Source organism: Thalassotalea crassostreae, assembly GCF_001831495.1.
Lineage (GTDB): Bacteria > Pseudomonadota > Gammaproteobacteria > Enterobacterales > Alteromonadaceae > Thalassotalea_A > Thalassotalea_A crassostreae.
Map to the genome: position 1 here is coordinate 2,627,251 of NZ_CP017689.1, position 13,470 is coordinate 2,640,720.

Annotated in this window: 14 protein-coding genes; all 14 read left to right on the plus strand. The window is 39.2% G+C overall.

The annotated features are described in order from the left end of the window. The first annotated feature begins 49 nt into the window (after nucleotides 1–49). The 14 genes from holA (at nucleotide 50) to LT090_RS11310 (ending at nucleotide 13,459) form a co-directional block, all read left to right on the plus strand. Complete coding sequence (holA, locus tag LT090_RS11245; RefSeq protein WP_068547490.1) at nucleotides 50–1,108, plus strand: DNA polymerase III subunit delta; 1,059 nt, start codon at nucleotides 50–52, stop codon at nucleotides 1,106–1,108. Continuing rightward, nucleotides 1,101–1,760, plus strand: a complete 660-nt coding sequence (nadD, locus tag LT090_RS11250; protein ID WP_157726657.1) for a nicotinate-nucleotide adenylyltransferase — start codon at nucleotides 1,101–1,103, stop codon at nucleotides 1,758–1,760. The genes holA and nadD overlap by 8 nt, the downstream gene beginning before the upstream one ends. Nucleotides 1,761–1,944: 184 nt before the next feature. Then, nucleotides 1,945–2,268, plus strand: coding sequence for a ribosome silencing factor (gene rsfS / locus LT090_RS11255; protein ID WP_068547494.1), 324 nt, complete (start codon nucleotides 1,945–1,947; stop codon nucleotides 2,266–2,268). Nucleotides 2,269–2,271: 3 nt separating this feature from the next. After that, entirely contained in the window at nucleotides 2,272–2,742 is a 471-nt protein-coding gene (rlmH, locus tag LT090_RS11260; RefSeq protein ID WP_068547496.1) for a 23S rRNA (pseudouridine(1915)-N(3))-methyltransferase RlmH, read from the plus strand. 55 nt (nucleotides 2,743–2,797) lie between these two features. Further along, entirely contained in the window at nucleotides 2,798–4,753 is a 1,956-nt protein-coding gene (mrdA, locus tag LT090_RS11265; RefSeq protein WP_068547498.1) for a penicillin-binding protein 2, read from the plus strand. Between the two features lie 3 nt (nucleotides 4,754–4,756). Next, complete coding sequence (gene rodA / locus LT090_RS11270; RefSeq protein WP_068547500.1) at nucleotides 4,757–5,872, plus strand: rod shape-determining protein RodA; 1,116 nt, start codon at nucleotides 4,757–4,759, stop codon at nucleotides 5,870–5,872. A 222-nt stretch (nucleotides 5,873–6,094) separates the two neighbouring features. Then, nucleotides 6,095–7,072 (plus strand): septal ring lytic transglycosylase RlpA family protein, encoded by a 978-nt coding sequence (locus tag LT090_RS17245; protein ID WP_068547502.1) that lies wholly within the window; start codon nucleotides 6,095–6,097, stop codon nucleotides 7,070–7,072. Nucleotides 7,073–7,419: 347 nt separating this feature from the next. After that, entirely contained in the window at nucleotides 7,420–8,574 is a 1,155-nt protein-coding gene (locus LT090_RS11280) for a serine hydrolase (RefSeq protein WP_068547504.1), read from the plus strand. An 87-nt stretch (nucleotides 8,575–8,661) separates the two neighbouring features. After that, entirely contained in the window at nucleotides 8,662–9,510 is an 849-nt protein-coding gene (locus LT090_RS11285; protein ID WP_068547506.1) for a D-amino acid aminotransferase, read from the plus strand. A gap of 65 nt (nucleotides 9,511–9,575) precedes the next feature. Continuing rightward, entirely contained in the window at nucleotides 9,576–10,340 is a 765-nt protein-coding gene (locus tag LT090_RS11290; protein WP_068547508.1) for a DsbC family protein, read from the plus strand. Nucleotides 10,341–10,525: 185 nt separating this feature from the next. Next, nucleotides 10,526–10,789: a DUF493 family protein YbeD gene (gene ybeD / locus LT090_RS11295; protein WP_068547510.1), complete on the plus strand. Its 264-nt coding sequence runs from the start codon at nucleotides 10,526–10,528 to the stop codon at nucleotides 10,787–10,789. Between the two features lie 194 nt (nucleotides 10,790–10,983). Next, nucleotides 10,984–11,625 (plus strand): lipoyl(octanoyl) transferase LipB, encoded by a 642-nt coding sequence (lipB, locus tag LT090_RS11300; RefSeq protein WP_068547512.1) that lies wholly within the window; start codon nucleotides 10,984–10,986, stop codon nucleotides 11,623–11,625. Between the two features lie 5 nt (nucleotides 11,626–11,630). Continuing rightward, nucleotides 11,631–12,614 carry a lipoyl synthase gene (gene lipA, locus LT090_RS11305; protein ID WP_068547514.1) on the plus strand — a complete coding sequence of 328 codons (984 nt, stop codon included), beginning with the start codon at nucleotides 11,631–11,633 and terminating at the stop codon, nucleotides 12,612–12,614. Nucleotides 12,615–12,880: 266 nt separating this feature from the next. Next, nucleotides 12,881–13,459 carry a hypothetical protein gene (locus tag LT090_RS11310; RefSeq protein ID WP_068547516.1) on the plus strand — a complete coding sequence of 193 codons (579 nt, stop codon included), beginning with the start codon at nucleotides 12,881–12,883 and terminating at the stop codon, nucleotides 13,457–13,459. Nucleotides 13,460–13,470 lie beyond the last annotated feature (11 nt).

Below are 13,470 nucleotides of genomic sequence, written 5' to 3' on the forward strand. Positions count from 1 at the left end.
TACTTCTAACCATTCAACAGATACCTAAAGTTAATAGAGGCGTTCGTTAATGCGAATTTATCACAGTAAACTTAATCAACAATTGGCGCAAAAACTGCTGCCGGTTTGGTTAATTTTTGGTGATGAACCTTGGCAAAAAAACGATGCTTTAGATCGTATAAAGCAAACCGCAAAAAGCCAAGGCTTTGACGAACTTATCCGCTTTTCTAAAGACGACAAATTCGATTTTCAACAAATTCAAGATGAATACCAAAGCTTAAGTCTGTTTTCCAGTCTACGGATCATCGAAGTTGATTTAGGCAACGGTAAACTTGATGAAGCGTCAGGCAAGGTACTTATTGGCCTTAGTGAACAAATTGCTGCCCAAGGGCAATCGGATGTTTTATTAATTCTTCACGGCGGTAAACTTGATGCTGCCACCTCTAAAAAGAAATGGTTTAAATCACTTGAAAAAATTGGCTGTTATATTCCACTCTATGAATTAGAAGGCAAAGGCTTAAACATTTGGTTATCGCAACAATGTCAGCGTTTAAATTTGCGCATGGACAATCAAGCTCAGCAACTATTGATTGATTTTTTTAGTGGTAATATCCCTGCGTTTTATCAAGAATTAGAAAAACTAGCGTTGTTATTTGATCGCCAATTTATTAGCGCTGATGATTTGCAAAAGCTATTGATAAAACAGGCAAAATTCACCCCATTTCAACTTACTGATGCGCTGCTACTTGGCGACTTGAACAAATGCATGAGCATTTTAACTCAGCTCAAGCAAGAAGGCGTGGCGTTGGCGCAATTGGTATGGGTAGTACAAAAAGAATTACGTTTGCTGATTGAGATGAAAACTCGCCTTGCTCAAGGTGAATCAACGGACTCGTTGTTTAAAGAATTTCGAATTTGGGACAAACGCAAGCCCATATACAACAGTGCCTTAAACCAAGTAAGTTTGAATAATTGCAAACTGGCATTATCGCGATTGGGTAAGGTTGATTTATTAAGTAAAACAACAAGCGATTTTGACGACTACATTTTACTTTCCGATGTATGCGTGAGCTTGTACCATGCAGATATTACTAACAATTTAGCCTTAGATTATGAGACCTTTGCCTAAATCTTCAGACGCCAATTCGATAGTCGAAAATGCAATCGGTATATTTGGCGGAACCTTCGATCCGATTCATTTAGGTCACATTAACCCTGCCGTTGAAATTGCCAAACAGTTAAATCTACAAAAAATTGTGCTAATGCCAGCCAATATTCCACCGCATAAAAGCGAAGCTCATGCCAATAGTGAACAACGATTGCAAATGCTTAAAGATGTTTGCACTGCTCACCCTGAGTTTCAATTAGACACCAGAGAGCTAGTAAGGCAAGGTAAATCCTTTACCTTTTTATCGATGCAAGAATTTAGAGCTGAACACAAAGATGCTAAATTGTTCTTTTTTATCGGCGCAGACTCATTACTCACCCTACCCACTTGGTTCAATATAAATGAGCTACTGAAGCTTTGTCATTTTGTCGTTAGTAAACGCCCAGGCTATGACGTCGAAGCGCTTGATGGTAGCTTTTATCAAGGACGCCTTTGCACCAATGTGAACGATATTGGTGCTGCCTTAAGTGGTAAAATCTTATTGCTCAATAGCGCCCAGATTGACATTTCATCAACTCAAATTAGACAGCGTTTGCAGACCAATGTTGATTGCCAACAATACTTGCTTCCACAAACCTTAGACTATATTAAAAAGCAGCAATTATACCGCTAAATATTTCAACCGATTAAAGGTTGAAATAGATAGTGGCATAGGGGATGAAAACTTACTCAGAACGCGTTAGAATGCGTATATCACTATGAATATTGCGGTAATGAGTGCGCAGTTTGCCACTCGATGATTATACCAATGCCCTTAATCATCCATATTACTGCTTTCAAAACAAAAGGATGCAGATTTGCACACAGAACAGCTTCATGAGTTTGTACTTACTCAACTCGAAGATATAAAAGCACGAGACATTGTTTCAATTCACGTAACAGAAAGAGCAAGCTTTACCGATTACATGGTTATTTGCTCAGGTAATTCATCAAGGCATGTACGCTCAATTGCTGAGCACATCAACACTCAAGTTAAAGCCGAAGGCATGACGCCAATTGGTATTGAAGGCCAAGATGTTGGTGAATGGGCACTTATCGATTTAGGTGATGTCATTGTTCATGTGATGACCGATGATGTTCGCGACCTTTATCAATTAGAAAAACTTTGGGCTGAAGAATAATTAATGCGTATTACCTTGATTGCCGTTGGCAACAAAATGCCGTCATGGATCGCACAAGGATTTAGTGAATACAGCCGCCGTTTCCCTCGTGATATGTCATTTGATTTAATTGAAATCACTCCAGGTAAACGTGGCAAAAACGCCGACATTGCTCGAATTCTTGAAAAAGAAGGCGAGCAAACAATGGCAGCAATCCCAAAAGGTAGTCGCATCGTTACATTAGAAGTTGAAGGTAAACCTTGGACTACACCACAGCTTGCTGTACAACTAGAAAAGTGGCAAATGGATGGACGCGATGTAGCCTTACTCGTTGGCGGTCCTGAAGGCTTAGCACCTGCTTGTATCAAAGCGTCGGAACAAAAGTGGTCTTTATCGACTCTAACCTTACCGCACCCTATGGTCAGGATCATGGTTGCCGAAAGTTTATATCGTGCGTGGAGCATTAATAATAATCATCCATACCACCGTGAGTAGCATAAGATTCCTAATTGAATTAGGTTTAAATAGCACTAGGCTTAAGTTGTATTAAATGAGTAAACGCGTTTCCATCAGAAATCATAGCGCCGAGGCCAATTTATTTGCCCGTCGAACGTTTATCACCTTTGTCGGTGTAATTGTTATGCTGTTGATTTTAATAAACAATGCGTACGAACTCGAAGTTACTTCTTACGAAAAATATACCACTCGCTCTAATGAAAACCGCATCAAATTATTGCCGGTAGCACCAAACCGCGGCCTTATATACGATCGCAACGGTGTTTTACTTGCTGAAAACAAACCTGTCTACTCTTTATCTATTATCCCCGAAGAAGTGTCTGACATGGATGAAACGCTTGCCAACTTAAGAGCGCTCATTTCAATCAGCGATGAACAAATTAGCCGTTTCAAAAAAGCTTTACGCGGTAAACGTCGTTTCAAAAAAGTGGAATTAATTTCTCGCTTGACCGAAGAACAGGTAGCTAAAATATCGGTTACTAGCCACTTACACCCAGGCGCAGTAATTGACGCACGACTAAAACGCTATTATCCCTTTGGCGATCTCACAACTCATTCATTAGGCTATGTCGCTAAAATCAATCGCCGAGACCTTACTTTGCTTGAAGAACAAGGCAAAACCGATGACTACAAAGCGACACGTGATATCGGTAAGTTAGGTTTAGAGAAATACTACGAAGACAAGCTTCATGGCGTTATGGGTCACCAAGAAGTTGAAGTGAATAATCAAGGTCGAATTTTAAGAACTCTGAGTTTCACACCACCGATTTCAGGCAGTGATATTCGTTTAAGTTTAGATATCGAACTGCAAATGATTGCCAAACGGGCCTTGTCCGGAAAACGTGGTGCGGTAGTCGCTATTGATCCTAGAGATGGCGGTGTATTGGCGTTTTATTCAAATCCAAGTTATGACGGCAATTTATTTGTTCACGGTATATCCTCTAAAAATTATAAGAAGCTACAGAACAAAGATAGACCTTTGATTAACCGTGCAACCAAAGGTACTTACCCTCCAGCAAGTACCATAAAACCATTTTTAGGCTTGGCCGGATTAGACAATAATGTCATCACCCCGGAGTCAAAGATTTGGGATCCAGGTTGGTTTATGCTGAAAAAAGGTAAGCGTAAATATCGAGATCACTTAAAGTGGGGCCACGGTTGGGTTTCTTTAGAAGAAGCTGTCATGCGCTCATGTAACACCTTTTTCTACGACTTAGCGTATAAACTCGGTATCGATAAAATATCTGACACAATGGCACAATTTGGATTTGGCGAATCAACAGGCATTGATATCTATGAAGAAAGTGAAGCCATTTTACCAAGTCGCGGCTGGAAACGTGCGCGTTATAACCAACCCTGGTATCACGGCGATACGGTTAATATCGGTATCGGCCAAGGATATTGGACAGTAACGCCGTTGCAATTAGCACAAGCAACGTCAATATTAGTCAACAAAGGTCAGGTTATCGAACCACACTTTCTTGCGGGCATTCGCGAGCCTGCAGCACTTACCGCGCAATTAAATGATGAGCTAGATATCAATCAGCAGACTAGCGAAGAAGTGGTATTATTGAATGACTTAGACCAAGGTTTTACGCCATTTGAGCTTAATGAGAAACCGCCTTTTGTATTAGAAAATAACGAAAATTGGCAGCTTATTCTTGAGTCTATGCATAAAACGGTTAGTAAGCCTTCAGGCACAGGCTATCGAGCATTTTTAGGTACAGATTACGATGCTGCCGGTAAGTCAGGAACAGGTGAAGTTGTTGGCCGTGCACAAGATGTTGAATACGATGCAACTAAAATTAGTGAAAGCAATCGTGATAATGCAATGTTTATCGCCTTTGCCCCTTTTAACAAACCTGAAATCGTAGTGGCCATCGCCATCGAAAACGTAGCCGTTGGTGGTGGTGGTTCAAATGCCGGTCCTGTAGCAAGACAAATCATGGATCAATATTTTGCCAATAGAGAACTGGTGTCGAAGAAGTAGATAATGAGATACAGCGGTAAAGACGAAGCTAAGCGCAAAACATTTCTTGAAAAGCTGCACATTGATGTACCGCTTTTATTGGCATTATTACTATTAATGTCCGTAGGCCTTGCTGTTATTTATAGCGCTGGAGGTCAAGATCCCGATTTAGTTATTAGGCAGATTATTCGCTTAGGCATTGGTTTAGGCGTGATGTTTGTTGTTGCTCAAATACCCCCTTCTGTTTATCAACGCTGGGCAGTCATCGTGTTTATTCTCGGGCTGCTAATGTTAGTTGCGGTATTACTTTTTGGTCACGTCGGTAAAGGCGCACAGCGCTGGCTCGACCTCGGCTTTATTAAGTTCCAGCCGTCTGAGATTATGAAACTCGTGGTGCCGATGACAATTGCTTGGTTTATTGCTCAGCATGATTTACCGGCAAAAACTAAAAATATTATAATCGCCTTTGTATTAGTGATGTTGCCAACGCTATTAATTGCTAAGCAACCTGATTTAGGTACTAGTCTTTTAATTGCTAGCTCGGGCATTTTCGTACTATTTCTTGCTGGTGCAAGCTGGAAATTAATTGGTGTTTGCGCAGGGTTACTCTCTGCGTTTATGCCAATCTTGTGGATGTTTTTAATGAAAGGTTACCAAAAGCAACGGGTACTTACTTTCTTAGATCCGGAACAAGATCCACTCGGCTCAGGCTATCATATCATCCAATCGAAAATTGCCATTGGCTCGGGTGGTTGGTCAGGTAAAGGCTGGTTGCAAGGTACGCAATCACAATTAGAATTTTTACCTGAAAGACACACCGATTTCATTTTCGCTGTATTTAGCGAAGAATTTGGCCTTATCGGCATTCTTGGTTTACTGCTGATTTATTTGCTCATTGTTATGCGCGGTCTGTGGATTGCTGTAAACGCTCAAGAAGCATTCACTAAATTACTAGCAGGCAGTTTAACGTTAACGTTTTTCGTTTATGTCTTTGTAAACATTGGCATGGTATCGGGTTTGTTGCCAGTCGTTGGTGTGCCTTTGCCGCTGGTCAGTTATGGTGGCACATCTATGGTGACTTTGATGGCAGGATTTGGCGTGCTAATGGCGATCAGTACTCACCGTCGATTGATCTCATAGACTTAATCATTGTTATTGGTTTGGAAATTAACGAAAACACCACAAAAACCGTTGAGTCTTGTCGTTAAAATATCTACACTGAAGTTAATCAGTTTTGCGGCTGTTTGCGCTGTTAAAGTATGGTGCATAGCTAATACCGTAAAACTAAACTGTTACTATAAAAACAATTAGTATAAAAACCATTAATTTTAAAATCATAACTATCAAAAGAATAATGTAGATATCGTGAAAGCAGTCAATACTACCCTTATAATACTCTCGACCATAATACTTGTTGCCTGTGAGACAAACTCTCGATACTCACAAAAACATGACAGTATCCCTACACGATTACCGACCGCAGAAGAGCAAATCGAGCCGGTTCCACAATTGCTACAAAAATCACGCGGTGGCAACAAAAAGAGCTACACGGTATTGGGAAAAAGCTATTCAGTTATGGATAGTGCTGAAGGCTATAACAAAACAGGCATTGCTTCTTGGTATGGTAACAAATTTCACGGTCACTTAACGTCAAATGGCGAGATTTATGATATGTATGCTTTTAGTGCTGCACATAAGTCATTGCCAATACCTAGTTATGTACAGGTCACTAACGTAGAAAATAACAAGTCAGTGATTGTACGAGTCAATGATCGCGGTCCTTTTCATCAAGACCGATTAATTGATTTATCTTACTCTGCAGCTTATAAATTAGGGATGCTTGCTAAGGGTACTGCAAACGTTAAAATTGTTGCTATCGATAAAAACAACATAGCTCAGTTTACTCAAAAAGATACTGCTGTTGCCATAGCTAAAGCGGCGCCAAATATGACTACCAGTCAGTTTGAAGACATAAAGCCAAACGACAATATAGACGTCAAAGAAATTAAAAACACACCAATAGTCACAGCTAAACCAGTGCCGGTTGCCGCTGTGAGTACTCAACCTCAGCTAAAACCTAAGACAAAACCTGCACCTGCTAAACCAGCTTATTTTGATCCTTATATTCACGTTTTAGTTACCCGAGATAAATTATTAGCGAGTAATACCGCAAAAGGGTTGCGATTCTTAATGCCTGTACCAGTAAAATTATCGGAAAAAAATGAACTTTTTAGAGTTCAATTAGGACCAATAGAAGATGCAACACAGGCAAAAGATTTGCTAACACGAATACAAAACCAAGGTTATCCAGGTGCATATTCAATAAAATCGCTAAAATAACACAATTAGCAACAATTATTCGCTGTTAATTGATGATTTCGCACTTAAAATATCAATGAATACTGATATACTAAACGGCAATTTTGTGTTCTATTTAAGGTTTGCTATAGAGCTTGTATCATAATATTGAAACCTTACTTATGCGCGAAACAAAAGATAAGCGTAAAACAAAATATCTTTTATTAAATAGTTTTTAGAAAAGCTAAACAAGAATTTAAGGGAGTTGTAATTACAGCTCTTTGAACAAAATAGACGACGATAAATTCGAATCACTCGAACAAAAATAAGTACAACTGAGTTCGATTTTATTTTAAATATCGGCAATGAATAAATTAAACAGGTAAACGATGAGCAATTCAGCGCGCAAGTTAGTAACTTTTTTCAGTGGACTAATATTAGCTACGTCTGCTTCGGCAGCAAACATTCTTCCCGACGCACCGCAGATTAATGCTAAAGGTTATATTCTTTTAGATCATGCTACAGGGCGTGTCATTGCCGAAGGTAATGCCGATCTGCAATTAGAGCCGGCGAGCTTAACGAAAATGATGACCAGCTACATCATAGGTAAAGAAATCCAGGCTGGTAATATTTCTAATGACTCTAAGGTGCCAATTAGTGAAAACGCTTGGGCAAAAAACTTCCCTGATTCATCAAAGATGTTCATTGAAGTAGGCACTGAAGTACCGGTTAGTTTATTAAACCAAGGTATTATCGTTGCCTCGGGTAACGATGCCTGTGTTGCTATGGCAGAATATATCGCCGGCAGTGAAAGTGCGTTTGCAGATATGATGAATGCGTATTCTCAACAACTAGGTATGGATGGCACTAACTTCGAAAACTCACATGGATTAAGCGGTGCAAATCACTTTAGTACACCTCGAGATATGGCAACACTAGCTAGCGCGTTAATTCGAGATGTACCTGAAGAATACAAAATTTATAAACAAAAAAAGTTTACTTATAACAACATTCCTCAATATAACCGCAATAGTTTATTGTGGGATAAGAGCATGAACGTTGACGGTCTTAAAACAGGTCATCACAGTGCAGCAGGATATAACTTAGTTACCAGCGCAACAAAAGGTAATATGCGTTTAGTAACTGTTGTTATGGGTGCAACAAGTGAACAAGCTCGTAAGATTGAGAGTAAAAAGTTACTTAGCTATGGTTTCCGCTTCTTTGAGACAATCACTCCTTATCAAGCGGGTGAAGTTTTTGATAGCGCCCGCATTTGGATGGGTGACGTTGAAAACGTTGATTTAGGTATTTTATCGGACGCAGCAATTACCATTCCACGTGGTCAGCGTAAAAACCTTGAAGCTGAATTCAAACTTGATCAACAACTAGAAGCGCCATTAGCTAAAGGCTCTGTCGTTGGTACCGTATTCTTAAAACTTGATGGTGAAACCATTGCGGATTACCCGTTAGTAACACTACAAGAAGTAAACGAAGGTGGCTGGTTTAGTCGTTTAATCGATTGGATCAAACTTCAGTTTCAATAAAAACGTTTAAATTTTAATACTCAACATCGGATCGGTTACTCCTATCCGCCGAGTGGTTTAGTGGTTTAGTGGTTTAGTGGCTAAGTAATGACAAATATTGTTTATTTAAATGGTGATCTACTCGCTAAAGAAGATGCAAAGGTTTCGGTTCTCGACCGAGGCTTTTTGTTTGCAGATGGTATTTACGAAGTTATTCCTGTTTACAACGACAAACCTTTCCGTTTAGAGCAACACCTTGCTCGACTACAATATTGCCTAGAGCAAGTCGACATTGATAACCCTCATTCAAACATTGAATGGAAAAACATCATAAACACCTTAATTAAGCGTAATGGTGGTGGTCACTTAAGTATCTATTTGCAGATCACTCGTGGTGTAAGCGAAACTCGAAATCACGATAAACCAAGCGATATTAACCCTACAGTGTTTTTAATGGCGAGCGAGTTAATCGTTGATGAAACTAACATTTCAACAGCCAGTGCAGCGTTACTTGAAGATATTCGCTGGCAATTTTGTGACATCAAGTCAATTTCACTACTTGGCAATATGCTACTGAAAAATCAGGCAAAAGCAAAAGGTCATAGTGAAGCAATATTGCATAGAAACGGCCAAGTAACCGAGGGCTCTACTTCCAATGTCTTCATAGTAAAGCACCGCGAAGTATTTACGCCACCACAAAATAATCTGATCTTAGGCGGCATTACACGGGATGTGATTATTGAGCTTGCTGAAGCTGCTGGTTTAAAAGTTCATCAACAAAAAATAACGGTAGATGAGTTACTCGCAGCTGATGAAGTTTGGATCACGTCATCGTCACGAGAAATATCACCTGTGACAAATATCGACGAAAACATTATCAATAATGGTAATATAGGCCCTGTAGCTAAGGTCTTACATCAAGAATTCCAAGACTTTAAGAAATCTTTAATACTTTAAAACTCTTTCTAAGTTCAAGATCTTAAAGCACTAATTAATTAAATTATATTTAAGTAGAGATAATTATGAAAAAATTACTATGTTTTGCATTAGTAATCATTGCGTCAATTTCCACAACTTTTGCATCAGAAGAAGACGATTTAGTAAAAAAAATTAAACAATTTGAGCACGGTAAATTTGCATACGCGAGCATTAACGTGATCCGAAAAGCACCATTAAAGGGTTTAGAAGATTATTACGAAGTCGAAATCAATGGACAAACACTTATCATTCACAAAGACGGCCAAAATGCGATCGTAGGTTTTGCATTCGACTTAGAATCTATGACTAACCTTAGTCAAACATACAAACTCTCTAAGATAGGTAAAGTTGCTAAAGTTGAGATAGAGAAACTTAAAGAAGATAACTTTGTCACCTTCACACCAAGTGTGAAAAAAGTAGCCACTATGTATGTATTTACTGATACCACCTGTGGTTTCTGTAAAAAATTGCACAATGAGATAGATACTTATTTGGCCAATGGCGTAGAGGTTAAGTATATTCCTTACCCTAGAAATGGTATGCGCGAAGGTGATAAAGGCTATGAAGAAGCGAAACAAATTATGTGCGCAGCCGACAGAAATAAAGCAATGCAAGAAATTAAAGACGGTATCAGTTACGGTAAATATATCAAAGCAAATTACGGTGAACGATGCACACAAACAGTAGTTAATGGCAGGACAGCAGGCAGTAATATAGGTTTTAGCGGCACACCATTTATCTATTTATCTACAGGTGATTCGATACCGGGATATAAAAGTGCAGATGCTATATTAAGACTATTAGATTAAGTACGATTGTTGCTACTGATAAAGTTAAAGAAATAAATTTAGGTAATTATTGCTATTATAATAATCAGTATTGAAATATAAGCTCGCCGTACCCACATAGAGACTTAAGCACAAAGGCGGCAATTGAGGCGGCGTTTTAAGCAGATAGCTAGATTGGCGAGCAAATAAATTATTAAGAGAGAAATATGAAAACCAAATTTAACGAATTACTTGAATTTCCATGTGTATTAAATTTTAAAGTAATGGGTTTGGCTGTTGAAAATTTACCTGACTTGGTTATTGAGGTGTTACAGCAAGATACACCAGGCGATTATGTCCCTAAAATAAAGCCTAGTAGTAAAGGCAACTACCATTCTATTTCTATTGCCGTTCGAGTCACTAGTCAACAGCATATTGAAAAGTTATATAAAGAATTATCTGCGATTGAAGAGGTCCGCTACGTTCTTTAAAAACAGAACTTTGTTTAACGACAAAAATTATATAAAGTTCTAAATTAAGTAAACGTCTAAATAGAACTTCGATACAAACGGTTATAAATACGTAAGTCCATTGTTAGTATTGCTGCAATTCCGAGCAACTAGCAGTGGATTTTTTACATTAAAAAGGTATAATCGCGGTCTATTTTTTATGGTGAGAATTTAGCTTGAAACACCCATTAGTTATTCGTCAATTAGGTACTATGGACTACGAAAAAGTTTGGCATGCAATGCAAGACTTTACCGATAGTCGAGATGATAGCGTTGATGATGAGTTATGGCTCGTAGAGCATCCCCCTGTTTTTACTCAAGGACAAGCAGGAAAAGAAGAACACCTTTTAATGCCTGGTGATATTCCAGTGGTTAAAGTTGACCGTGGTGGACAAGTGACTTATCACGGACCAGGTCAACAAGTGATTTATTTTATGATCAACTTGCGTCGTCGTAAGATGGGGGTACGTGATTTGGTCACATTAATCGAAAACAGCATAGTGAATATGCTTGCCAAACATAATATTGAAGCCAACGCCAAGCCCGATGCTCCGGGTGTCTATGTCGATGGCAAAAAGATTGCTTCCTTAGGGCTTCGAGTGCGTAAAGGTTGCTCGTTTCACGGTTTAGCAATCAATGTGAACATGGATATGTCACCGTTTTTACGCATTAACCCATGTGGTTATGCTGGATTAGAAATGGTTCAGAGCAAAGAACTTAATGGCCCAAGTACTGTTGAACAAGCAGGAAACGATTTAGTTGTTGAACTAAAAGAATTATTACAAGCTGAGAACGTCAGCTTCGCTACAGGTTTATAAACGTCATGACAGATACTACTGAAACTAAAAAGTCGACTCGCGTAGAACCGGGTACAAAAATGCGCGATGCCGAGAAAATGGCTCACATCCCAATTCAGGTAATTCCAAGTGAACGCGAAAATATGTTGCGTAAACCTGATTGGTTAAAGATCCGTTTACCACGCACCAGCGAAAACATTGATAAAGTAAAACAAGGTCTTCGTAAAGGTGGATTGCATTCAGTTTGTGAAGAAGCGTCATGCCCTAACCTTGCGGAATGTTTTAACCACGGTACGGCAACATTTATGATCTTAGGTGACATTTGTACTCGTCGTTGTCCATTTTGTGACGTTGGCCACGGTCGCCCATTAGCGGCAGATCAAGAAGAACCGAAAAAACTGGCATTAACGCTTAAAGACATGGCGTTAAAGTATGTAGTTATCACTTCCGTTGACCGCGATGATTTACGTGACGGTGGGGCACAACAGTTTGCTGACTGTATTACTGAAATCGCAGAGCACGCTCCGCATACTAAAGTTGAAATCCTAGTACCGGATTTCCGTGGTCGTATGGACCGAGCATTAGATATTTTAAATGCAGCGCCGCCACACGTTTTTAACCATAACTTAGAAACAGCGCCACGCCTATACAAAATGGCGCGTCCAGGTGCTAACTATCAATGGTCTCTGGATTTATTGAAGAAGTTTGGTGAAGCCAATCCAACCGTACCGACAAAATCAGGTTTGATGGTAGGTTTAGGCGAAACTAACGAAGAAATTTTAGAAGTGATGCGCGACTTACGAGCTCACGGTGTAACTATGCTAACGATTGGTCAATACTTGCAACCAAGTAAACACCATTTACCAGTTGAACGTTATGTTCACCCTGATGACTTTGCCATGTTTAAACGTGAAGCAGATAAAATGGGCTTTGAACATGCAGCCTGTGGTCCGCTAGTTCGTAGTTCTTATCATGCTGACAAACAAGCTGCTGGTGAAGAAGTAAAATAACCCTGTAGACAATTTAAACTAAGAAGGCGCATTAGCGCCTTTTTTGTTGCCTCAAAAACGCCCTTCCTCCATAAAGTATCGCTATTTGAGCCCTTAAAGTAACTTTTCTTATACTTTTTTCGTTTTGGTATAACACCGCTAATTTCGCTGATAACATTGATTTTGTTGAACTTACGAAGTGAAAGGTTTATGCACGTTAATCATTGAAATTTTCAGTTGTATTCAAGTTAGATAACGTTAAATCGTATTAAATAAGGAACAAGACAATGAGAGTTTTTATTATTATTTCAATGATGTTATTAAGCGGTTGTACAGCGACTCAATACGTTTGGGAAGATGATTATGAAACTGAACGCTTTACTGGCTATCACGTAAATGAACAAACTAAACAATTAACGGTTCAGTCGGACATTAATGAATATCAGTTTCAAATTTCAGAGCCTCTTGTTGAGAGTTTAAAATTGGCTCAGAACAGCCAGCACATTGTTGAATCAATTAATATTAAAGGTGATAAGAGTTTTGTTTGGGGGACTGTATTTCTTAATTCAGAAGGCAAGTATTATAGCGACGAAGATATTGCCATATTAAGTGAACTAGAAAATAGGCCCGTCGCCTATCACCCAAGCCGCTTTAATGAAACCATTCAAGGATATAAATTAAAGGAAAAATCTAACTTAGTGTTTACGCCGTTTGAACGAGAACGAAAAAGAGAGGTGCTTGACCCTGACTCCCCCATTGAAATTGCAGGCCAAGTAATTGCGACCCCCTTTGCAATGGCCTTTGATACTGTGGTTATTGTTGGCGCAACGATATTTTTTCTACCACTGATGATTTTAGGCCATTAAAAGCAAAAACT